This is a genomic window from Nostoc sp. DedSLP04, from assembly GCF_034530775.1.
Lineage (GTDB): Bacteria > Cyanobacteriota > Cyanobacteriia > Cyanobacteriales > Nostocaceae > Nostoc.
Map to the genome: position 1 here is coordinate 13,488 of NZ_JAVRCL010000027.1, position 24,278 is coordinate 37,765.

Annotated in this window: 19 protein-coding genes; 5 read left to right on the plus strand and 14 right to left on the minus strand. The window is 43.3% G+C overall.

Annotated elements, in window-relative coordinates:
• Window positions 1-476 precede the first annotated feature (476 nt).
• Window positions 477-1,151, plus strand: coding sequence for a Uma2 family endonuclease (locus RMX89_RS16950; protein ID WP_322689722.1), 675 nt, complete (start codon window positions 477-479; stop codon window positions 1,149-1,151).
• Window positions 1,152-1,457: 306 nt separating this feature from the next.
• Window positions 1,458-2,414, plus strand: coding sequence for a hypothetical protein (locus RMX89_RS16955; RefSeq protein ID WP_322672507.1), 957 nt, complete (start codon window positions 1,458-1,460; stop codon window positions 2,412-2,414).
• 323 nt (window positions 2,415-2,737) lie between these two features.
• Here the strand turns inward: RMX89_RS16955 and RMX89_RS16960 are convergent, their stop codons facing one another.
• Complete coding sequence (locus tag RMX89_RS16960) at window positions 2,738-4,558, minus strand: ABC transporter ATP-binding protein (protein ID WP_322672508.1); 1,821 nt, start codon at window positions 4,556-4,558, stop codon at window positions 2,738-2,740.
• An 87-nt stretch (window positions 4,559-4,645) separates the two neighbouring features.
• Window positions 4,646-5,446 (minus strand): DUF6816 family protein, encoded by an 801-nt coding sequence (locus RMX89_RS16965; protein ID WP_322689723.1) that lies wholly within the window; start codon window positions 5,444-5,446, stop codon window positions 4,646-4,648.
• Window positions 5,447-5,543: 97 nt separating this feature from the next.
• Between RMX89_RS16965 and RMX89_RS16970 the strand changes: the two genes are divergently transcribed.
• Entirely contained in the window at window positions 5,544-5,882 is a 339-nt protein-coding gene (locus RMX89_RS16970; protein ID WP_322689724.1) for a carbon dioxide-concentrating mechanism protein CcmK, read from the plus strand.
• Between the two features lie 5 nt (window positions 5,883-5,887).
• Here RMX89_RS16970 and RMX89_RS16975 read toward each other — a convergent pair whose 3' ends face one another.
• The 5 genes from RMX89_RS16975 to ffh form a co-directional block, all read right to left on the minus strand.
• Window positions 5,888-6,292, minus strand: coding sequence for a ChuX/HutX family heme-like substrate-binding protein (locus RMX89_RS16975; protein WP_322689725.1), 405 nt, complete (start codon window positions 6,290-6,292; stop codon window positions 5,888-5,890).
• Between the two features lie 25 nt (window positions 6,293-6,317).
• On the minus strand, window positions 6,318-7,271 hold the full coding sequence (locus RMX89_RS16980; RefSeq protein ID WP_322689726.1) for a PhoH family protein: 954 nt from the start codon (window positions 7,269-7,271) through the stop codon (window positions 6,318-6,320).
• 359 nt (window positions 7,272-7,630) lie between these two features.
• Window positions 7,631-8,062: a KH domain-containing protein gene (locus RMX89_RS16985; RefSeq protein ID WP_322663291.1), complete on the minus strand. Its 432-nt coding sequence runs from the start codon at window positions 8,060-8,062 to the stop codon at window positions 7,631-7,633.
• The gene (gene rpsP / locus RMX89_RS16990; RefSeq protein WP_322672514.1) at window positions 8,025-8,285 is read right to left on the minus strand and encodes a 30S ribosomal protein S16; all 261 of its coding nucleotides are present in this window, start codon (window positions 8,283-8,285) and stop codon (window positions 8,025-8,027) included. The genes RMX89_RS16985 and rpsP overlap by 38 nt, the downstream gene beginning before the upstream one ends.
• A 411-nt stretch (window positions 8,286-8,696) precedes the next feature.
• Entirely contained in the window at window positions 8,697-10,163 is a 1,467-nt protein-coding gene (gene ffh, locus RMX89_RS16995; RefSeq protein WP_322689727.1) for a signal recognition particle protein, read from the minus strand.
• A 226-nt stretch (window positions 10,164-10,389) separates the two neighbouring features.
• Between ffh and RMX89_RS17000 the strand changes: the two genes are divergently transcribed.
• Complete coding sequence (locus RMX89_RS17000; RefSeq protein WP_322689728.1) at window positions 10,390-11,070, plus strand: DsbA family protein; 681 nt, start codon at window positions 10,390-10,392, stop codon at window positions 11,068-11,070.
• Between the two features lie 195 nt (window positions 11,071-11,265).
• On the opposite strand, the gene RMX89_RS17005 is transcribed toward RMX89_RS17000, so the two are convergent.
• From RMX89_RS17005 to metH, 5 genes are all read right to left on the minus strand, one after another.
• Window positions 11,266-14,436, minus strand: a complete 3,171-nt coding sequence (locus tag RMX89_RS17005; RefSeq protein WP_322689729.1) for a GAF domain-containing protein — start codon at window positions 14,434-14,436, stop codon at window positions 11,266-11,268.
• Window positions 14,437-15,077: 641 nt separating this feature from the next.
• The gene (rpmB, locus tag RMX89_RS17010; protein ID WP_322683189.1) at window positions 15,078-15,314 is read right to left on the minus strand and encodes a 50S ribosomal protein L28; all 237 of its coding nucleotides are present in this window, start codon (window positions 15,312-15,314) and stop codon (window positions 15,078-15,080) included.
• 186 nt (window positions 15,315-15,500) lie between these two features.
• Window positions 15,501-17,486, minus strand: coding sequence for a molecular chaperone HtpG (gene htpG / locus RMX89_RS17015; protein WP_322689730.1), 1,986 nt, complete (start codon window positions 17,484-17,486; stop codon window positions 15,501-15,503).
• A 220-nt stretch (window positions 17,487-17,706) separates the two neighbouring features.
• Entirely contained in the window at window positions 17,707-18,348 is a 642-nt protein-coding gene (locus RMX89_RS17020; RefSeq protein WP_322689731.1) for a class I SAM-dependent methyltransferase, read from the minus strand.
• 387 nt (window positions 18,349-18,735) lie between these two features.
• Entirely contained in the window at window positions 18,736-22,263 is a 3,528-nt protein-coding gene (gene metH, locus RMX89_RS17025) for a methionine synthase (protein WP_322689732.1), read from the minus strand.
• A 604-nt stretch (window positions 22,264-22,867) separates the two neighbouring features.
• Here metH and RMX89_RS17030 point away from each other — a divergent pair.
• Window positions 22,868-23,497 (plus strand): DUF4126 domain-containing protein, encoded by a 630-nt coding sequence (locus RMX89_RS17030; protein ID WP_322689733.1) that lies wholly within the window; start codon window positions 22,868-22,870, stop codon window positions 23,495-23,497.
• A gap of 79 nt (window positions 23,498-23,576) precedes the next feature.
• On the opposite strand, the gene RMX89_RS17035 is transcribed toward RMX89_RS17030, so the two are convergent.
• Together RMX89_RS17035 and RMX89_RS17040 are read right to left on the minus strand one after the other, a co-directional pair.
• On the minus strand, window positions 23,577-23,930 hold the full coding sequence (locus RMX89_RS17035; protein ID WP_322689734.1) for a type II toxin-antitoxin system PemK/MazF family toxin: 354 nt from the start codon (window positions 23,928-23,930) through the stop codon (window positions 23,577-23,579).
• Entirely contained in the window at window positions 23,911-24,114 is a 204-nt protein-coding gene (locus tag RMX89_RS17040) for a hypothetical protein (RefSeq protein ID WP_069068461.1), read from the minus strand. The genes RMX89_RS17035 and RMX89_RS17040 overlap by 20 nt, the downstream gene beginning before the upstream one ends.
• Between the last annotated feature and the right edge of the window lie 164 nt (window positions 24,115-24,278).

Below are 24,278 nucleotides of genomic sequence, written 5' to 3' on the forward strand. Positions count from 1 at the left end.
AAAAAATCATTGTTGATTTTTATTTATATATCTTCTAATGTAACGATCGCTGTGCTATTTAGTATTGCCATTGTGGCAAAAAGCTAAAAAAAACGATAATTCCTCACAAAAGTATCCCGATATAACTATTTTGTTTGGTATTTGAACAACATTGTTGGGGATTGGGCATTGAGCAAAACCTTAGCTAGCCGCTAACAGCACGGGCAAAACCTTAGCTTTCCGCTAACAGCACTCTTGAGGGACATTGGACATGGTTATTCTCTCTCATCACCTTTGTCTTTTTCATTTACTCGGCAGTTCTAGAAATTTCAAGGAAAGTGCCTGAGATAATATAATCATCCAGGCATCTTCTCAACAGGTGGCTAATGATGACCGAAACAGAAAAGGATACAGGCAACTAAATTTATTTATGGAAATTGTGAATTTTGAATTTTGAATTCGGAGCGTTCGCCCTTGGCGTCTCGAAGAGAAGCGACGTGACTAGCCTCTTACCCAGTTCTCAATCAACAGAAGTTTTTTATCCAAGCTCGGATGGTGAACCTTTAGCAGAAAGTTATGCTCATTTATGTGCTTTACTGGCAACTTTAGAAGTATTGAGGCAATATTTGCTGGATTGGCAAGCAACGGTTTTGAGTAACCAGTTTCTCTATTATGCTCAGGATTTTCCAAGGTTACGGGTAGCTGCTGATGTAATGGTGATTTTTAATGTCGCTCCTGGAGGACGGGATAATTACAAGATATGGGAAGAGGGACAAGTGCCTGTAGTAATCTTTGAAATGACCTCCGAGGGTACTAAAAACCAGGACACGGGTTTCAAGAAGACGCTCTATGAACAGTTAGGCGTAATAGAGTACTGGTTATTTGATCCCAAGGGAGAGTGGATTAAGGAGAAATTGCAAGGGTATCGACTGCGAGGTGAGGTGTATGAGCCAATTACAGATAGTCGATGTGAACCTTTGCAGCTGCGCTTGCAAATAGAAGGGCAACTGATTGGTTTTTATCGAGAAGACACTGGAGAAAAGTTGCTGATTCCAGAGGAGTTGGCAAAGGCACTGAAACAGGAAAGATTGGCGAGAGAACAAGCAGAGTCGCAGGTGGAAAGGTTGAAAGAACAACTGCGATCGCTTGGCGTTGACCCTGATATTATCTAGCTATACATTTGCGATCGCATGTGGCGGGTGCTTCGCACTATCACAAAAAGACGCGATCGTGTACTATATCAAACAGGTAAATTGTCCGTCAGCATAGGCGTTAACTTGAAAGCGCAGTTTCAACCGAAGAATTCCACATTTTCAAGGCGTGTAAGCGTACAAATCAACTGACCATCAGCGAGCTTCCTTACAAACCGAAAAAGAAGGCTCCAGATTTGCACATTTGTGATATTATTTGGCAACTCATCTTTTTACTCGTAAAATCGAAGACAAGATCGAGGTCAGTAGAAAAGAGTCCCTAAATTAATGAATACGTTAATCAGTCAGGGTGGAAGAGCTATCACTAAATTTCAGGTGATAGACCGGATAAACGATATAGCTTGGCAAGCTCACCAAGGCAGCGTTGCGGCGATTATTCAGCTATTGAACGAAAAGCTAGCCCAGTCTTGTGTCAGAACTAGAGCCATTTTTTCTGATGGTGTCTTACAAATTCTGTGTGAGGCAGCTAAAGTAGAGCAACTTGAGCAATCTCCCCTAGTAGAACAAATCCAGCAAATTCTTGAGTCTATCGCCCCGCGTCACATTCGCCGTGTTAAAATCAACAGTCGGATTGTTCGAGAACAACAATTGCTGTGGTTAAAAGAAATAGATAGCGATCGCGAAAATCAATTGCTTTGGTCACAGGAAATTACATTAATTCAGCCAAATGTTGTAAAGCAATTAATTAAAGATTTCACAGAAGCTCAAGCTGAACTAGGAAAACCAAATTATCCTAAAACTCAAGTCTCTCGTCCTTTAGTACTCATTAACAAAGAAAAATACAAAAATAAACCTAAAACAAAGATATTAGCAGCAGCAGGTTTATGCTCGCTGTTATTGCTTAGTTGGGTTGTTTATGCCCAGCTAGGTAATAAATTGAAAAACCTAATACAACCAGAAACTTCCAAATCTTTAACTACAGAAAACACTAACGATAGCAAAGCCCAAACACCGTCTCGCGCTCCTAACAATAGCTTTTCTGAGCCTTCTGACGATCCATTTCAAATATCTGTGCGAATTGCCAACCAAGCTTCTGCATCTGGAAAAACAGCTACAACCTCAACTCAGTGGTTAGAGATTGCTGCTAAGTGGCAACGGGCTTCAGATTTAATGAGTACGGTACCACAAACCCACAGCCGTTATCAAGAAGCTAAAATTCGTACTCAACTTTATAAAAAATACAGTGAGGCGGCACAGAAAGAAGCAGATAAGAGCAAATCTTAGTTTTTTCTGATTGGAAGACTTCGATTAGTGATTAGTATTCCAGTAGCGATCAATGGATCGTTTACTTTACTTATCGCGCTTCATCCAAGCGCGTAAAACTAATTTCAATGGCTAACACTTTTCTTGGGGAATAGGAGTAAATTCCCCACTTGATAATATTAGTTATACCACCGAATAGGCGCGAAAGGGTTTTAGATAACACATATTTAATTTCTGAAGATATCTATAAAGAAATCGACCTTATTCCTTATTGTGAATAAAGTCGATTTAATCAGGTGGATTCATTTATGGGGTTAATCCAAAATCCAAAATGTGTATGTTCTCTAACTTATGAGTTCTCCTGTTTCTTGCAGGGAGTGCAAGCGGCGGTAAATACCCTCGTAACGCAAGAGTTCATCGTGGCTACCTACTTCTACAATCTTTCCTTGCTCTAGAACGACAATTTTATCAGCTTCCCGGACTGTGCTTAAACGATGGGCAATAACAATGGTGGTGCAAGTGCCCTGAATCGATCGCATCGCTAGCTGAATTGAACGCTCAGACTCATAATCTAAACTAGAGGTGGCTTCGTCAAAAATCAGCACGTCTGGTTCCACTAACAATGCTCTAGCAATTCCCAAGCGTTGTCTTTGTCCTCCAGATAACCTGACACCTCGTTCTCCCACGACAGTGTAATAACCTTTGGGTAAGTGCTGCACTACTTCATCGACTCTGGCAATTCTACAGGCTTCTTGAACCTGCTCGAAAGTGGCATTCGTTCTGCCATAAGTCAGGTTATCCAAGATAGTACCGTTGAAAACATCTACTTCTTGGTGAACGATCGCTAATCTTCGTCTATACTTACCGACATCCAAAGTGCGAATATCTTGACCATCAATCAGAATTTGACCTGCTTGAGGTTCAAAATATCGCAACAACAATTTCACTAAAGTAGACTTACCAGAACCGGAACGCCCCACTAATGCCACTGTTTGGTATGGCTCAATCAACAAGTTGATATCTTGCAAAACCTGACGGTTGGCATCATATCCAAAAGTGAGGTGCGACAACTCAATTTTTCCAGTAAATTTATAAGGTGATTCTGTCTGGTTGCTTTCTTCTAAAAGACTGGCTGAATCAGATGCAGTTGGCTCTTGCAGAAATTCGTGAAACCGCAGCATGGAAGAATAACGACGGGCAAAAACTTCTGCCAAGCTACCAATAGGTTCTAATTCGGCATAAGCCATGCTAGAAAGAGTTAAGGTCATGACAAAGTGACCGAGAGAAATTCTCCCATTTACTGTTGCTGCTAAAGTTAAACCCAGTATTGCAAACACACAAAACTGAATTACGGTTCTTTGCCAAGTACCCAATATCGTATAACCTTTGTGGATGCGATAATCAAGCACCATTAGTTCGCGATTCAAACGTTGCTTTTGCCGCTTCAGTTCTCTAGCTTCTGTAGCAAATGCTTTCACCGTTTTGATATTGGTGATTAATTCGGAAGTGCGGCTTTCGGTGTTCTCTCCATATTTATCCAGACGAGTTTCGTACCTAATTAGCTGTTGTAAACCCTTCAAGCTGAAGCTGAGAATAATTACAAAGGAAATTAGATACAAAATTGCAATCCGCCACTCAATGAACAAGATAAACACAAAAATCCCCAGTACACGAGCCAGTTTAGGAATCAACTGTCCGGCGATTTCGGGATATGCCCAAGTGTGGTTAGCAACACCTCTAGCTACTCTGCCGGCAATGCGTCCAGGGTTATTTTCATCATAAAATTCTAGTGGCAGAGTCAGAACTTTAGCGATCGCTGTTTCGTTTTTCTCTCGACGCGACCTGAAAGCTATATCCCAATGAAACCAATTGGTTAACCAGGGTTGTGTTGGCGCTCTCACTACGGTGACAACGAAAATTAAACCCAGTAATACACCCAAAGATAGAGTTTTATTAACTGGGTAATTGGTGATGTCCGAAAAAGTTGCGATCGCACTTTGAAGTGGTTTGTCCAAGGGTTGAGCAGATAAAATGTTTAAAATCTGTCCGATCGCATAAGGGACAACCAAATCAATAACTTCGTAAACGCTGGATGCTCCAATACTAAAGAGACTCAGCTTCCAATCAGAGCGAAAGTAATTGACAATATCTTGAAATTTGGCCATGATGCACACCGTCCAAGAGCGCGATCGTAAACTTGGAATTTATATACTACAAACGTGTTACAAAATAGTCAAGAACTAGATGACAAATCACTCTTTGGGAGTAGTTGGTAGTTCTTGAGGGAAAAATTCGAGGCGATAGCGATAGAGAGCAACTGGTCGAGAACTTGCTTTAAAATAATCTGGATCTTGGGGTGAAAGATAGACAGCAGTAACTTGATCTGCTGCAATCGCCGGATTAGATGTTGAAACTTTATGATAAGCCGTAGTCGATTCTACAGAGTTTAAATAGGGGCGTGAGCCACCTTTAAATAGTTGTTGAAACACTTCTGTGGTGATGAACTTGCCATTAGGGGTAGTTTCTGTAGCACGTGCAGTCACAATAGAAACTAGCTGGCGACTGCTACGCAAAAACGTAATTTGACGATTAGGTGAATCTGGATCTACTTTGACTAATAACACTGCTTCATCCCCTAAATAAGCTCTTGCCAAATTCAAGCTATTAAACGCTCTATCCGCTACTAAATTTGGCGATTTGTAACCTATCTGAGGAAGTATTTTTAACCCAGAAATAGATGGTTGCTCTTTCACAAATCTTACTACAAAACTCACAGGTTGATTTAATTGTCGGCGATTACCTTCAAACCCTGGTGTTACAATCTCTGGTGCTAAAGGCGCAGCTAAATCTACTAATGTACTTGTAACTTTCCAAGTACCAGCCATCCATTCAGGGTAAACCAAATCACCCGAAGCTGGTTGCACTGAAGTTAGTTTTTCCCATTGGGGAAAATTTGCTAACCTTTCAGACAACTCTCCTGCAAAAGCTTCACCACCCCACAACAGGAAAAAAAACAGCAAGCAAAAACTCCAAATTCCCTTCACTACAAGCATTAGCAGTTTTGTATTTAATGTTTATTATTTATCGATTTAAAATTAAAACTTTGTAGTAATATACTTAACCCTACAATCCCAAATTTATGATGACAGCATGACATTGGCACTAGGTATGATTGAAGTTTATGGCGTTCCCACAGCCGTGGAAGTGGGAGATGCAATGTGTAAAGCTGCCCGTGTAACCCTTGTTGGTTATGAAAATACTGATTTGGGACGAATTACTGTCTTAATTCGAGGAGTTATAGGCGAGGTGAATGTAGCAGTGACAGCAGGATTAAAGGCGGTACTGCGAGTTGACGGTGGCGAGGTACTTTCTAATCACATTATTCCCCGTCCTCACGAAAATTTAGAATATATTTTACCAATTCATCGCAGCGTTAATATCGAGCAGTTCAGTGCAGATATCCGATTTCCTCCACCCCTATCAGTTTAGCTGTATTAAATTTCTGCTGGTAAAGGTTCCCAAACTTCACCATACTTCTCTTTTAAACTTTCCCAAGCGTCCACTTGTCCTGGTTCATATTCTCCTGGTTTACCCCATTGTAAAAACAGGCTTAAAGCAGATTCTTGTTTATCATCTAAAAAGCGGATGGCATAGGTTGTAAAGCTACCTCTTTTCGCTTCACCTGTTTCAAATTTCACCTGAGTGATTTTATCCATATTCAAGTGAAACTCAAAGCCTTCAGTATGCATATTCGCATATTTACCTTTAGGCAATTCTGCATAAAATAACTTTTCTATTTTGCCTCGTGCTTCTAATACAGCAGCGCTACTAGTAACAATTAAACGCAACGTTCCAAGAGTCTCGCAAGCTTCTAAAAATTCTTTCAATGTTGTGGTCATTTGTCATTTGTCCTTTGTCATTTGACTATTTTTCGTATTGTTCATAAGCAGCGACAATACGCTGAACTAGAGGATGGCGTACAACATCTCTTTGGGAAAATTCGCAAAAGGCAATGCCTTCAACGTGTTTTAAAATTTGTAAAGCCACTCCTAAACCTGATTGTTGGTGAAGTGGTAAATCAGTTTGTGTCATGTCGCCTGTAATCACCATCCGCGAACGGAAACCCAAACGAGTCAAAACCATTTTCATCTGAGCGGGTGTAGTATTTTGCGCTTCATCGACAATTATAAAAGCGTTATTGAGAGTACGTCCCCGCATATAGGCGAGTGGTGCGACTTCAATCACACCGCGTTCCATTAAACTGGGTACTTTTTCTGGGTCGATGAATTCATAAATAGCATCGTAAAGTGGGCGAAGATAGGGATTAACTTTCTGCTGTAAATCTCCAGGCAAAAAACCGAGTTTTTCACCAGCTTCGACGGCAGGGCGAGTTAAAATTAGCTTTTCCACTTGGTTGGCAAGGAGTGCTTGGACGGCGACAACCACAGCGAGATAAGTTTTACCAGTACCAGCAGGGCCAATCCCAAAGGTGAGATCGCGTTTGCGGAGTGCGTCAATATATTGGCGCTGGCGGAAGGTTTTGGCACGGACTTCTTCACCCCGGCGACTTTTGGCGAGAATATCTCGCTGTAAATCTTGCAGTTCCCCTTGCCGATCGCTATCTATCGCTTGACGGGCTGTTAAAATATCGGCACTGGAAATAGTATTGCCTTTAATCCAGAGGTCTTCAAGCGATCGCACTAATCGAGAAGCCAGATCGATTTGCTTTTCAGTACCAGAAATCACTAATTCCTGTCCGCGTAGCACTAAAGCGGCTCCTGTTTGCCGAGATAGGATTTTGAGATTTTCTTCTCCATCTCCGGCAAGAGCGATCGCACTGGTAATATTCGGCAGCTGAATTGTTAAGGCACCTGCCATAGTATTTCTTAATTGGTGAGGATCTGTATTTGACAAAGGTTAATTTTTCTCGCTAACGGCGAAATTATGCTTTTATTAACTACATTTTGAAAAATTTTTGTAATAAATGAATCGTCCATAAGGGCGTACAGCTTGCCCTCATCCCCTAACTCCTTATAAGGAGAAAGGGATTAGGGGATGAGGGCAAAACTCATACACTCAGAAGATTTCATCTGAAGTTTACACCAATGCAAAGCTATACGCTCCTACTGGTGAAGGGTTCAAAAAAAGATTTAAAAATCTTTTTGCTATTTTCCATCTTTATAAAAATTCTGAGCGGAGGTAACAACAACCGCTCAGATTTGCTCTTTGGTTTTAACCTAGCGGAGGCGCGGTTTAACAATGGGTTTAGGCCCATCATTTCGCGGTTCTCTCTTAGTCGGCGGTGGCGATCGATCTTCAGTGTCTTCATCAAAAGACATACCCTCCCGGCCCGGAGTGGTGCTGCCGTAGATATCCAGGTATGTTGATTGCCCAGCTGCGGCTGCGGCTGCGGCAATTACTGTACGAATTGCCTGAATATTGCGTCCCCCTCGACCAAACACTTTTCCTTTATCTGTGCTTTCAAAGGCGATGCGAACCCAAACCCGGTTGAGGGCCTGAGAAATTTCACAATCGACGCTTAATGTTTCTGGAGATTCCAAAAACGGCTGTACCAAAAACCGAACCAGCTCAACATAGTTGGGGCTAGCTGTTGGGAGTTTTGTTCCGAAATTATGATGCGGCTGTTGCACTGACCTGCTCAAAAACATTAGCTTTTACTAGAATGCGACGAACGGTATCAGTGGGTTGAGCGCCTTGTTGTAGTCGCTTGACGATACCGGGAACGTCTAGTCGCACTTCATCAGTTCTGGGGTTATAATAACCCAATTCTTCTAAGGGACGGCCATCGCGGCGAGCGAGGTTGTTAATGGCGACAATGCGGTAACTTGCTTCCCGCTTTTTACCGAATCGTTTCAAGCGCAGTTTGATCATGGTTGAAGAATCATTCTCCTGTAGTTAGATATTAATTAGCAACTAATTGGTGAGGAAGTAACCTAAATCTGGCTGCTGCCGATAAATTAAGGGTTAGTTTCCTCTGCTAATAAATTCTGAGGTCGAAATGCTAATTTTAGCACTGCCTAGCATTTGCTGCTATTTGTCATTAGTCATTTGTCCTTTGTCATTGGTCATTAGCGAATGGCACGATTGTAAAGCTATAAGCTTTACCCTAACGGGTTAAGAGCCTGGAGGCGGAGCCTCCAGTGGCTTGACCAGAGGCAGAGCCTCTTGGAATACATTCCCAGTCTGAAGACTGGAAACGAGGTGACACAAGCCTTTCGCCTTTTCGTTACTGCCATTCGGTCATTAGCAAATTACCAATGCCCAATGCCCAATGCCCCATGCCTAAAGATTGCCAAAGCCTTTTTTCTTTTTATCTTTGGGTTTTTTCTTTTTTGTGGCTGAGGCACCATCATAACCTCGCCATCCTGGGGCTGCGGGACGATTACCAGCACCGGCGAAGGCGTTGCCCATACCGCCGCCACCGCCGAACATTCCCGGCATTCCAGGGAAGCCGCCTTGACCCATTTGCTGCATGAGCGATCGCATTTTTTGGAAATCACCCACCAGTTTGCTGACATCTGACTCTCTATAGCCTGAGCCAGCAGCAATCCGCCGCCGCCGACTGGGAGAACTGGCTAATAAATCGGGGTCGTGGCGTTCTTGGCGAGTCATGGAGTTAATCATCGCCTCACAGCGCTTTAACTGGGTTTCTCCCTGTTTGAGTTGATCGTCTGAAAGCTTGTTCATCCCTGGGATCATCTTGATCAAGCCTCCCAGAGAACCCATGTTCTTTAGCATCCGCAACTGCTTGAGAAAGTCAGTAAAGTCAAACTTTGCTGACAAAATTTTCTCCTGCATTTTCTCAGCATCAGCTAAGTCAAACTCTTCCTGGGCTTTTTCTACCAAAGTTAGCACATCGCCCATTCCCAAAATTCGGGATGCCATGCGATCGGGATAAAACGGTTGCAGTGCCTCGACTTTCTCACCCACGCCCACAAATTTAATCGGCGCTCCCGAAATCTTTCGCACCGAAAGCGCAGCACCACCACGGCTATCACCATCTAACTTGGTGAGAATTGCCCCAGTAATTCCAATCTGTTCGTGGAAGGTGCGGGTAAGATTTGCGGCCTCTTGACCAGTCATCGCGTCCACGACCAGCAGAGTTTCATGGGGTTGGACGGTTGCTTTGATGCGGGCTAATTCCGCCATCATATCTTCGTCAATTTGCAGACGACCAGCAGTATCAATAATTACCGTGTTGACACCTTCTGCTCTGGCGCGTTCTACACCTTGCCTTGCGATTTCTACGGGATCGGCGTCGCTTCCTAGTTCAAATACTGGTACGTCAATTTGCTTACCCAACGTCACCAACTGGTCGATCGCTGCTGGGCGATATACGTCTGTCGCCACCAACAAGCAGCTACGCTCTAATTTTCTCAGATGTAAGGCTAACTTAGCGGTAGCTGTGGTTTTACCAGTACCTTGCAACCCAGCCATCAGAATAATAGTAGGCTGTGCCTGGGCTTCTGCGATGGGAACATTTTCTTCTCCCATCACCTGCACCAGTTCATCATGAACAATTTTGATGAACTGTTGGTCAGGTCGCACGCCGGTAATCACCTCGGCTCCCTGTGCCTTGGCTTCGACTTCGCTAATAAAATCTTTTACTACCTGGAGATTGACATCTGCTTCCAACAGGGCGCGGCGCACTTCGCGCAATGCATCTTGAATGTTGGATTGAGAAATTTTGTCCTGTCCCCGCAGTTTTTTCCAGGCGGATTCTAAACGGTCAGATAATGCATCAAACATAATGTAATTACAGGTAGTTCGCCAATGGGGAATTCTAAACCGCCGATGAATGCGATCGCGAATTTCCGCTAAAGTTTTAACGTGCTATCTACCAGCTTAGTATTTTTCACCGCGACTGTAGCAATCAGATACGGATTGGGGATTGGGGACTCTGATGATTGAATATTGCCTACTGCTGCGATCGCTAGTTCGTAATATTATCAGTTAGGTAGCTACGGTAGCCAAGATGTCGCAGCGAATCAAAGTATACTCATACTCGATTTACCACTCGTCAAATTCATATATTGGTATCGCTCTTGCTGAAAAAGCATTGCAGGGTTTACCTGTTGATATTGAACGACGACCAATCTACATACCAAAGGAGCGAGGTATAAAGATAGTTGATTTACAAGGACGAAGTGAAAACGCCCTGTTATCGTCGTATCACAAAGAAGATTGTCTACGGTGGGCAAAAAAGTACGGCATTGAAATTCGGCTCAAGGAGTTTGAAGAATTTGGTCGGTGGGTAAAACGCTGGGAGAGAATGAAGTTTGGCCGCGAAGAACTTCCTGCAAGAGCGTATTACGCGGCTTGTGGAACTGGGAAGGAGCATCTGCTTGATGCCGCGTTCTTTCGAGCGACATACATCGATCTTCTTGATGTCAACGATGAGTCTGTGATTAAGAAAGTTGCAGATGATGTTGGGTTGAATGGCGATCGCATTCTTGAGTTAATCTACGGGGAAGCAGCAAAACTTGCAGCAGTGGCAGCTTTGGCAGAATACGAACAGTTTGGCTGTCCCGGAGTCCCAACTTGGGTAGTTGAAGGTGAGAGGTTTTGGGGAAAGGATCGTGTTGATTGGGTAACAGAAAAGGTAAAACAATTATGTAATACTGCTGTTACCAAAACAGTAGTGAGTGCTGAGTGATAATTTTTCAGGTGAGTTGGAAAAATCATCACTTTGCTTCTTTGTTTATTCCTGGTCTAACTCCTTGACCTGATACCAATTTTATATGAGGCTACACATTATTTTGACCCCTCCCAACCTCCCCTTACCAAGGGGAGGTGCCGCAGGCAGTGGGGTTCTTTCTATGCGCCTTCATAAAGAATTGCTATTAGCTAGTTATTTTTTAGTTGTTACCTGACGAATCGGCAACTCAATCACAAAGTCTGTACCTTTGCCAAGCTCAGATTGGCAGTATATTTTACCGTTGTGTTTTTCTGTAACTATCTGATAGCTGATAGACAGTCCCAAACCTGTACCTTTACCGACAACCTTAGTAGTAAAAAATGGATCGAACAGTCGAGAGAGGACTTTTTCATCTATGCCGAGTCCGTTGTCGGCGATGCGAATGACAATCCAATCTTTATTGAGCAGGGAGGTAGAAATTCGGATTTTGCAGGGGTTTTTTGCCAGTGCTTCAGAAGATTCCTTTGTGGTTCGTTCTTCTAGAGCATCAATGGCATTAGACAGCAAATTCATAAATACCTGATTCAACTGACCGGGATAGCATTCTATTAGAGGTAAAGTACCATAATCTTTGCTGACATGAATGGTGAGGCTATCAGCTGAAGGCTTCAAACGGTTTTGTAAAATCATTAATGTACTGTCGATGCCTTCGTGAATATTTGCTGGTTTGAAGTCAGCTTCGTCTAGGCGCGAGAAGTTCCGCAAAGATGTGACAATTTCCCGAATGCGTTCAGTGCCGACCTGCATGGACTGGAATAATTGAGGTAAATCCTCGACCAAATACGCTATTTCGGCTTTTTTGAAGAACTCTTGGATTTCTGGTGCGGCATCAGGATAATGATGCCAATAAAGTTGCACATAGCGAAGCAATTCTTGCGTGTATTGATGAGCGTGTTCTAAGTTGCCGTGGATAAAATTAATCGGGTTATTAATTTCATGGGCAACTCCCGCCACCAGTTGCCCCAAACTGGCCATTTTTTCAGCGTGGATAATTTGCATTTGGGCAGTACGCAGTTCATTCAGTGCTTGAGCGAGTTGATTCGCTTCTTCACGAGTTTGACCCAGCAAACTAGATTGTTGAAATAAGTTGGCTTGACGCAGCGCTACACTGAGTTGAGCCGCCACTTGAGTGACAAATTCCAATTCCGCTTCTTCCCAATGACGTGTATGGGTGCATTGGTGAATGCACAATAACCCCCACAGTTCATCCCCTTCCATCAATGGCACAATAATCTGTGCTTTGACTTGGAATCGCTCAATCACATCCAGATGAGGTACTTTCGAGCCAACGCTGTTGACATCAGATATTACTTGCACTTGCCCTTGGCGATATTGGGGTGCGTATTGATTGCCAAAGCAATAGTCTTGCACCTTCACAGCGAGGGCAGAATCGAACTTGGGTAAGACATCTTCAGCAATAAATTCACCACTGCAAAAACCAACATTAGGATCGAAGCGGAAAATGCCAACTCGATCTGTATTTAGCGATCGCCGCACTTCCTGTACTGTAGTCTTAAGGATCGTCTCTAAATCTAAAGATTCCCGAATTTTGACGACCAAATCAAATAAAATCCGGCGCTGTTCAGCCGATTGTTGCAGTTCATCAGCGCGAGTTTGAATTTGAGTCACCATTTGAGAACTTTGCAGTGCCACTCCCAGTTGGCTAGCAACCTGTCCCAAAAATTCCACTTCCACACTATCCCACTGGCGCGGTGCGGAATGTTGATAGGCAGCCAGCAATCCCCACAAATTCCGTCCTACAAAAATTGGGGTTAACGCATAAGCGCGAATCTTGAACTGCTCCAAAATCTCTAGGTGACAGCGCGAGTGTCCAGCTTGATAAATATCCTCTACAGCAAAATTTTCGTTGTTGCGGTAGCGTCCGCCTTTGGTTTCTTGAAGGTGGGTATCTTCCCAAACGAGATTTTTGCCAAAGGGATTAATACTGTCCCACTGTGCCTCAACCATACCAAAATTACTGACGAATTCGCCACTCCAGTCTGGATTAAAGCGATAAACGCCAACCCGCTCAACTCGCAGCAGTTTACATACTTCTTGGCAAGTAGTTTTTAGAATTAAATCAATATTTAAAGAGGAGCGAATTTTCCCAACCACTTCAGTTAATGCTCGTTGCCTTGCGATCGCATCTTGTAGGGCAGAAGCCTGTTGTTTTGACTGAGCCAAATTCTCGGCTTGCTGAATCGCGACTCCCAATTGTGCCCCTACCTGTCCGAGGAACTCCACTTCGTAATTTGCCCATTGACGCGACCCAGAGTGTTGATATGCTGCTATCAATCCCCACAGTTTTGGGCCGATGAAGATGGGCGCTAAGGTATATGCCCGAATCTTAAATTGCTCCAGAATATCAATGTGACAACGCGAGTGTCCGGCTTGGTAGATGTCGTTGACAACAAAACTTTCGTTATTGCGGTAGCGTCCACCTTTCGTTTCTTGGAGGTGGGTATCTTGCCAAACGAGATTTCTGCCAAAGGGATTGATTCTATCCCACTGCGCCTCTACCATGCCGAATTGGCTGACAAATTCACCGCTCCAATCTTCATTAAAGCGATAAATTGCTGCCCGCTCTAACTTCAGGAGTTTGCAGAGTTCCTGACAGGCAGTATCTAGAATAATTTCAGTATTTACAGAGGAGCGAATATTTCCTACCACTTCCGTCAACGCACGTTGGCGTGCGATCGCATCTTGCAGTTCTGCTGTGCGTTGTTTGGTTTGTTCTAGGGTTTCTGTCTGCTGCATTGCTAGGCCAAGATGGCTGGCAGCTTGGGCAAAGAATTCGACTTCGTGAGGATACCATTGCCGAGGAGCGGAGTGTTGATAGGCTGCCAGCATTCCCCACAATTTTGCACCAATAAAAATCGGTGCGATCGCATACGCCCGAATCTGAAACTGTTCTAATACTTCAATATGACAACGAGCGTGCCCTGCATCGTAAATATCAGCTACAGCAAACGGCTCATTTTTGCGATATCGCCCTCCCTGAGTTTCTTGCAAATGTGAATCTTCCCAAACTAAATCCTGTCCAAAGGCAGTCAATGCATCCCAAGGATGTTCTGCAAAGCCCAAGCGATCGATAAAACTACCACTCCAATCTTCATTGAAGCGGTAGATTGCAACTCGCTCAATCTTCAATTGCCGACAAATATCTTGACAAGAAGTCGAACAGAGAGATTCTATATTTACAGATGCGCGAATCTTAGCCAGAATCCTCGCCAATATTTTTTGATATTGAACCGTTAGCTGTAGCTGTTTGTGACACTCTTGCCGATCTAAATGGTTCGACGCTTCATAACTGTTCGTTGTCATAAAGTATAAAGGAAATACACTACCTGCTTTCAGTATTCCCTTGTTTATTTGTAATTGCTCAACTAGTCTTGGTTAATGGAGAGTCTTGATTAATTGTACCTTCCAGTATGGTTTTTAGTTTCTGGATTTCCTTTCATAGTTCTATTAGTAAGGCTTCTATTGCCTCGTTCGATAGTTGTTTAAGGTCAGGCAGTTTTTCTATTTATTCAGTTAATCTCTATTTCAACCTCTTGTTAATAGTGTTGAGCAATTACAAAATCAATTCATAATTAATTTAGGTATAGAGCGGTCTAATTTAAATTATGAAAAATAGAAAACTGGTAAGTATTTTGATTCAGAGACACCGGAATTTTTCCGTAGTGTAAAAATTACATAAAGAACTCATATTGATTGCGTTAAAAAGCTCAGTATAATTCAAAGAGTCTTCTTACTCTTGCCTTTTGCCTGCAAAATCAAGTTAGTTCTCCAAATCAAAATGGATTCTTATATTTCTCTCTTACTGCTAACAGAATTCAAAATATAGAGAGCCTACCTGCTACTCAAGGTGTAATGAACACTAAGGGCGCACAGCTAGCTGTGCGCCCCTACAAATCACCTATATTGCAACCTACAAAAGTTTCAGGTTATGAAATCCAGATTACTTAGTAATGATTTAGGTTAATGCCAGCTTCTTTTGCCATTGCTTCTAACCCATTAATTTGTAGGGTTTTAATTGCTTTGGTAGACAACTTTAATCTCACCCAGCGATTTCCGGCTTCCCACCAAACCCGCTTGTCTTGCAGATTAGCGTGCTGAAGGCGTTTAGTACGGCGGTGGGAGTGAGAAACAGAAAAAGCGTTATTTGCCTTCTTACCAGTTAATTCACAGCGACGGGACATAGCTACTATCTCCAGATTGTTATTTTAATACAGCCTTTCCATTTTAGGTCTTAGGCAGCAGAAGTGGGGAGATGAGGAGGGGGAGCAGGGGGAGCAGGGGAGGCAGAGGGGCAGGGGAGCAGGGGAAGAATAACTATTAGTTATTGAACCAATGCCCAATGCCCAATGCCCAATGCCCACTCACCACTACTTACTCGCTTGTTCCGTCAGCTTGGTGAGTACCTCATTCGATCGCTCGACGAAGGATTTCATTCCCTCAGCGTCAAATCCTTTCTGAGACATCAGCGCTAAATCGTAGACGTGTTGACAAATCAAGTTGACTAACTGATCTGTAGACGATTCACCGTTACCTTGAATGATACTACCTTGGTTAATATTTGCCAGATTTTGAATTAGCGGGTGAGCAGTATTCACCAGCAAAATGTGGTCTTCGGGAAACTCTGCTGACTGCTGCTGCATCATGGCGTTCATTTCTCGCAGGCGGCGGAGAATCTCTGGTAAAAGCACGATCGCAGGTGGTGTACCATGAGGATCGTCTGATTTCAAAGCTTCGGTACGGATGTTGAGTTTGGGTTTGTTGAGGGATTTCTCAAATAACTCTTTGATCGTCTCACTCCGAGTTTTATTCGTCTTGGGATCGACAATTTCCTTATCTTTATCTTGTTCCAGCAGGGTATTATCTAAATCTGAGTCTACCCGCGTAAACTTCACATCCTGATATTCCCGCTCTAGGAAGTTGATAAAGTGAGTGTCGATGAAGGAGTCCATAAAAAGGACTTCCAAGCCTTGATTTTTGTGCAGTTCTATGTATGTAGATTGGGTTGCTTCATCGGTGCTGTAGAAAACCCGATTTTCGTTGCGTTCTTTGTTGCGTTCTAGATACTCTTTCAGCGTAGTATAAGGAGCGCTGGGTGCTGAGTCAGAACTGGGTGAAGGAGTGACATCTTGCCAAGCATCGCCGTCTGAAGACTGTACTTCAACGACTGGAGTTTCAGCAGCAACTTTTTCTGTCAACTTGGCGGTGGTGCGGAAGACAATGATATCTTCGATTTGTTTTTTGAATTTCTCGTCGTTGAGAACGCCGAATTTTACAAAAGTGCCGAGGTCTTTCCACGCGCTAATGTATTGTTCGCGGTTGTCGCGGAAAAGTTCTTTGAGGCGATCGCCTACTTTTTTGGCAATGTAGTCACCAATTCTCCGCACGGTGCGATCGCCTTGCAAGGCACTCCGCGAAACGTTTAGGGGAATATCAGTACTATCAATTACACCCCGCATCGGCATCAAAAATTGCGGGATAATTTCTTCGCAGTTGTCGCTAACAAAAACTTGATTGCAAAATAGCTTGATTTGCCCTTTGGTAACATCTACATCCGGTCGCATTTTCGGGAAATACAGAATCCCGTTGATGATAAAGGGATAGTCTGTATTTAGATGTACCCATAACAATGGTTCTTCCTGGAAAGGATACAGGTAGCGGTAAAACTCTAAATAATCTTCTTGAGTCAGATTACTCGGAGACTCTCGCCACGGTGCTTTTTGCTTATTTATTACTTCGCCATCTAGTTTAATCGGGACTGGCAAAAAGTCGCAGTATGTCTTGACAAGATTCTTAATTCGTGCAGATTCGAGAAATTCTTCTTCTTCCCCTTGCAGGCTGAGAATAATAGTAGTACCGCGAGTTGTCCTGGGCGATTCTTCTAGGGTGAAAGCTGGAGAACCATCACAAGACCAGTGAACCGCCTGTGCCCCTTCTTGATAGGATAAGGTATCAATTTCTACCTTTTGCGCCACCATAAAAGAAGAGTAGAAACCAAGACCGAAGTGGCCGATTATCGGTTGATCTGATTTGCCTTCATACTTATGAATAAATTCTTCAGCACTAGAGAAGGCGACTTGATTGATATATTTCTTAACTTCATCTGCGGTCATCCCGATACCGTTATCGGAAATTGATAGAGTTTTCTTATCTTTGTCAATGGCAATTTCAATTTCTGGTTCGCCGATATCTCCAGCATAATCGCCAGCGCGGGATACCATTTTTAGCTTTTGGATGGCGTCTACAGCGTTGGATACCAGTTCCCGCAAGAATATTTGGTGATCTGAGTAAAGCGACTTCTTGATGATCGGGAAAATATTCTCAGTATGAATACTGATAGTGCCTTGTTCTAGCATAATTGGTAATTTTCGATGTTAGTATCTGAAACGATGATAGTAGGTAATACAACCTAGCCATCTGTTTTCCAGGATAAACCCGGAGAACATAGAAGGGTATGATACCAATTAGGATTTTAAAAGCATAGCTGAGGCGATCGCTCGTTTTGTAAGCATTGTTTGCCGCCATTTTCTGATTCGGATTCCCCTACTTCCGACTCCCCACTCCCCAGATTGCTGTTTAAGTATTACTAAAATTCTTCTCCAACACCAAAAAATAATGGTATGGATAAGTGGGATCGATAAATTCTTGCTTAACAGTTAACCCAGCTTTGGCAACAGAGTTTAAAATCCGCGTTTTCGGATAACCTTTTAAACCCATTTCCCAGCAGTGTTCGTCACAGACTGGTGTTGTACTCCAGAATTTTGGCACATTGAATAGTAAATGCCTTGGTCTGCCGGAGAAAGAGGTTTTCACTTGAAACGAAAGGTATTGAGTGCAATAAGGAATTGAAATCACCAAAAATTTCTTGGTTGCAATAGCAAGTTTTCTCAATGCTTCTTCTGACTGTTCATAGGGAAAGTGTTCCAGCACTTGAAATAAGACAATCGCATCAAATTTATCTTTTGGCAATGAAAAATCTGTAGTCAAATCCAAAATTATTTCTGGTTTGAGGCTGGGGTCAACATCAGCAGTGGAGACGTTATATCCATTATTCTTCAAGATGTCTGTTAACAGAGAATTAAAAATCCCAATTTCCAGAACGTTTTTTACCTGATTACCCAGCGAAAAAATTAAACGCAACTGGTGATGGTAACTGATAAGGCGATTTTTTGATAAATATTCTGAATTTCTAATATCTAACGAGGTGATGAGTTGCATAAATAAGCCTACCTAAGCTGAGAGATTAATAAATTTGGTGGGTATACAACTACAGGATTCCCGGAACAATCATCAAAGTAACAGTACCTTGTTTCGTTTGTATACACTACATCTCCTAGAAGGCTACGGTACACACACATCTTGGTAATGAAGCCCAAACCTTGGATTTACCCCCCTTAATCCCCCCGATGTATTGGGGGGAAATATCCGGTTCTGCTACTTACTAAGGAGAGAAATATCCAGTTCTCCCCCTTAGCAAGGGGGAGTTAGAGGGGGTGAGAAGGACTTGTATACACACCGTAGCCTAGAAGAAGAGAGGCTTTGAAGGGGGATTTTTCAGGGCAAAATATCACTAACACCAAGCGTATTACTTTAACGAGTAGGATTTTACGCGCTAAAGTATTTGGCTAACGGGTGATAGGTAATAATCGCAGTGGTAGACTGTTCTGGATAAAGTTGTTCGCTTTCATCCATATACAAGTTAATCCTGTCAGTCTGCAATAACTCCAGTTGCTTGTATTGGTCTTGGATATTTGGACAAGCTGGATACCCAAAACTATACCGCGAGCCACGATAGCGTTGTGCTAATATATCCCGAATATTATCGGGTTCCTCAGCAGCAAAACCTAACTCCCGGCGAATTCTGGCGTGTGTCCACTCAGCTACAGCTTCCGCCACCTGCACCGCCATACCGTGGAAATACAGGTAATCGGTGTATTGATTGGCAGCAAACAACTTTTGAGCGAACTCTGTGGCAATTTCCCCGACAGTCACTGCTTGCATTGGGAAGACATCAATAATTCCCGACTCCTTCGGTGCAAAGAAATCTGCTATGCACAGCCGCCTTAAAGACTTTTGTCTGGGAAACTCGAAAGTTGCAATCTGTTGTGATTGACTTTCTGAGTCATATATATGTAGAGAATTCCCCTCGGCTTGACAAGGGAAATACCCGTAAATTACCTGGGGGTGTAACAGATTCTCCTCAATAATTCGCTGTTTCCAACTTTCTAAAACTGGGTACACTTTCTCAGCCAAGAAAGCCTGATATTCTTCCTTAGATTGTTCCTTTGGTTTGCGGAATTGCCACTGTCCAGCAATCAAAGCTTGTAAATCTAAATGCCAGAATATTTCCTCAATGGGAATATCACTAGGCTGCAATAACTTCGTTCCCCAGAAAGGCGGTGTGGGACGTTCAATATCTATTGCCACAGCTTCGGAACGCCTCGTATCTACTACTTTTGGTTCAGCAGATGTTTCTTCAGCAGTTGTCGCTTTTGGTTCTTTGTGGCCATTAGTCGAAACTTCAGCAGTTTCAACTTCGTTCAAAAATCCCTGCAAATCTTCCCAGTTATTAGTTGCCTTTGCTGGCATTAATTTATCCATGAAGTGCAAGTCAGAAAAGGCATCTTTGCCATAAACAACTTTACCTTTGTAGGTATTTTGGCAATCATCATAGACAAACTTGGGAGTTAACGCCGCACCACCTAAAATCACAGGGACACTAATTCCCTTTTCGTTGAATACCTCCAAGTTCTCTTTCATGAAGGCGGTGGATTTTACCAGCAAACCACTCATGGCAATACAATCAGCTTTATGCTGTTCGTAAGCGTTGATGATGTTTTCCACCGGCTGCTTAATCCCCAAGTTAATCACCTTGTAGCCGTTGTTGGACAAGATGATATCCACCAGGTTTTTACCAATGTCATGGACATCGCCTTTGACTGTGGCAATGATAAAGGTTCCCTTGGCATTGTTACCCGATTCTGATTTTTCCATGAACGGTTCGAGAAACGCCACCGCCGCTTTCATGGTTTCCGCAGATTGCAAAACGAAGGGTAACTGCATTTGTCCAGAACCGAACAATTCCCCGACAACTTTCATGCCATCTAGCAAGAAAGTGTTGATAATTTCTAAGGGGGGATATTCTTCTAAGGCTTTTTTCAGATGTTCTTCTAAGCCGATGCGTTCGCCGTCGATGATATGACGCTTGAGGCGTTCTGGGATGGGGAGACTTTCATCTAAGGAGCGATCGCGCTTAGTTGTCACCCCAGCAAACGCTGTGGTAAGCTCCCCCAAGGGATCGTATACGCAAACATTACCCTCAAATTTCCGCTCGTCATAAATCAACTGGCGACAGATTTCTTGATGGCGTTCTTCAATCTTCGAGAGCGGTAAAATTTTGTTAGCGCTGACAATGGCTGCATCCATTCCCGCCGTCGTCGCTTCGTGCAAAAATACCGAGTTCAGCACCATCCGCGAGGCTGGATTCAAACCAAAGGAAATATTGGAAACACCCAAAATCACATGACATCCAGGCAATTCTTGACGAATCCGCCGGATAGATTCAATTGTCGCTTTACCGTTTTCTCGGTCTTCTTCAATCCCGGTGGAAATGGGTAACGCTAGGGTATCAAAGAATATTTCTGTGGGTGGTATGCCATATTCTACAGCTTGACGGTAAGCGCGTTGGGCGATCGCAAACTTTTTGTCTGCTGTCCGCGCCATTCCATCTTCATCGATAGTACCAATGACTACACCAGCACCATATTTTTTCGCTAACTCCAGCACCTTCAAAAAGCGCGGTTCCCCATCTTCGTAGTTGGTGGAATTCAGCAAACACTTACCACCGGCAACCTTTAAACCCGCCTCCATCTTTTCCCATTCGGTGGAGTCAAGCATTAAAGGTAATGTCACATTATTAACAATGCGCGAAACTAATTCGTGCATATCGCGCACGCCGTCACGTCCCACATAATCGACGTTGACATCAAGGATGTGTGCGCCTTCTTTAACTTGCGCCCTCGCCATTGAAACGAGTCCATCCCAATCTTCGGCGTTTAGCAAATCGCGGCACTTCTTGGAACCACTGGCGTTGAGACGTTCACCAACAATCAAGAAGGAATTATCTTGATCGTAGGGCTGAGTGGTGTAAATTGATGCTGCTGCTGGTTCTAAACTTGGTTGTCTAACTTTTGGCTTCAGACCTTTAGCTACTTCTGCCAATTGTTGAATGTGTTCTGGACGTGTCCCACAGCAACCCCCGATCACTTGGACACCCAAATCTTCAACAAAATGCATCAATGACATCCGTAATTCTAACGGTGTCAAGCGGTAGTGCGCTTGACCGCCGACGTTCTCAGGTAAACCCGCGTTGGGTATACAGGAAACGATAAAAGGTGAATGTTCTGCCAGATACTTGATATGTGGTTTCATCAAGTCTGGGCCTGTGGCGCAGTTCAGACCGAGAATGTCTATTGGGTAAGGTTCCAAAATTGTCAGCACAGCACTGATTTCTGAACCAACCAACATTGTGCCCATGCTTTCCATTGTCACAGACACCATCAACGGACGGCGATCGCCCTTCTTAGCAAACACTTCTTCAATAGCATTCAGTGCCGCCTTAATTTGCAGCACATCTTGGCAAGTTTCCACCAAAAATAAATCGACACCACCATCCCACAGCGCCTCTGCTTGTTCCGCAAAAGTAGCTTTCATGGTGTCAAAGTCAATATGTCCCAAGGTAGGGAGTTTCGTTGTCGGGCCGATGGAACCTGCCACAAACCGGGGTTTTTCTGGCGTGGAAAATTCCGCCGCCACACGCTTGGCTAATTCTGCGGCTGTCTTGCTGAGGTAATAGGCTTGGTCTGCCAAGTCATATTCTGCCAGCACCAGGGATGTACTACCAAAGGTATCGGTTTCAATGACATCAGCACCAGCAGCGAGAAAGTCGCGGTGAACCTTAGCCACAGCTTCCGGTTTTGTGTGGACTAAGTATTCGTTACAACCTTCATACTGTGGGCCGCCGAAGTCTTCAGCAGTGAGGTTTTGGGTTTGTAAGTTGGTTCCCATCGCCCCGTCGAAAACGAGGACTGGGCTATCTGGACTACGCAGGCGTTCAAGGAAAGAATGAGTCATATTTTCCTAGAATAAATGAGGATATCAAGTGAGTCTTGTGATACTCGACTTACTTTATTATTTTCCAAGATTGTGATATTTTCGGCATCTTTTCATAAAGTCTGTTTTGCTGAAACTCACCATTGGCTCATTTTGACCTGATTTATCAAGGTTGACGACGGCAGAATTATGCAAAAGCGTCCTTATATCATGTGGCTTGATTGCTTATTAGAGCCGAAGAACCCCACCAAAGATACGCTTTGTCTCCTCTCCCCTTGCTAAGGCTACGGTTTACATACAAGTCTGAAATAGCTTATTAACCAAGCTTTTACCCCACCCTAACCCTCCCCTTATAAAGGGGAGGGAACTGGATTTCTTATTTCCCCCCAATATATCGGGGGGATTAAGGGGGGTAATTTACCGAGCAACGAAACGCAACCTACATTGGAGTTATTTTTTAGGCAAAACCTACGCAGTATTGACACAGGTGGGATTTAACTGATTCTACATATAGTCAGATGAAATATTTCTGCCAAGTTTCTTATCTTGGGATCACAGCTTAGAGTTGTTACTCCGTTCAGCTCAAAGATGGAAAAAACACTAGGAGTATAACTTGAGTCTTACTATGGATTTAAATTCTTTGTTCAATCTCAATACATTTATTGAATTATTACTGGGGATTAGTTTGAGCGCGGCGGCTGGCTTTCGAGTATTTGTACCACTGCTAGCATTGAGTGTGGCTTCAGTTTTTGGACATTTAGATTTGCCAACTAACTTTGATTGGGTGGAAACACCTCAAGCTGTAATTGTTTTTGCAGTCGCTTGTTCGCTAGAAATTATCGGTTATTACATTCCTTGGTTGGATCATCTGCTGGATGTTGTTGCCACTCCTGCGGCATTTATCACCGGAACAATCGTCACAGCATCTGTTGCTCCAGAGATGAATCCACTGGCGCAATGGACATTAGCTTTAGTTGCTGGTGGTGGAACCGCAGGATTAACTCAGGGATTAACGAATATATTGCGGATAAGTTCTACAGGCGTTTCCGGTGGATTAACCAATCCAGTTGTGTCAACCATTGAGTTGCTTATTGCGATCGGACTGTCTGTGCTGGCGCTAGCTTTACCAGTGGTAGCAGGAACGATCGTGATTGGTTTTCTAATAATAGCTATTCAAAGAATTTGGAGTTTCTTCTTGAATAAACCATCTTCTCAAATTAACGAAACCGTTTCTCCATCGAGAGACTTGGGATAAATAGTTATGGATTTATTTTAGAACTGCGACGCCGAATAATCCGTCGTAGACATCGCAATTATAAAGCGATCGCAGTAATTTATAATTCCAAGGCCGCTATTAGACAAAAATTCACCTGATTAATTGTCTCAGAGGAAAGAGAACCCAGCTTTCTGAGAATCATAGATTTATTTAATGTAAAAATTGACTCACAGCGAACTACAGACTCAACTCTAATACCTGCACTGGCAATTTCATCGCCCGTTATTAAGTATTGCGTCACAGTTAAAGGGCGATTAGTGTTGGAAGTACAAGGCACAACCATCAAATCATCAAGAATTTGATTCAATTGATTTGCCGAAATTACAACAGCAGGGCGAACTTTAAACTGTACCAATCCGGTTGAAGGCATGGGGACTCGACACAACACAACATCACCGCGCTGTAAGTTCATCAGCAAATACTTCGTCGTAAATATCATTTTCAGGGCTTACCCAATCCTGATAAGCCTGAGATTCAACAGCAGGATTAACAGATTTTTCGCCATTCTTGAAAGAAAGAGCTAAATCAAGTAATGCTGATAACTGCTCATCATTCAGTTGTTCAATCAGACTTAGAAGTTCTTGACGAATATTCATGGAATTGCCGACTGCTAACTATATTCAATGTATGCCATAAAGCGATCGCCTGTAGCTTTGGTGATGCGACACCGAATAGCCCGTCGTAGATATCGCAATTATAAAGCGATCGTAGCCGTAGGGTGTGTTAGCACGAAAGCGTAACCTTTAGATACTCGTCGATG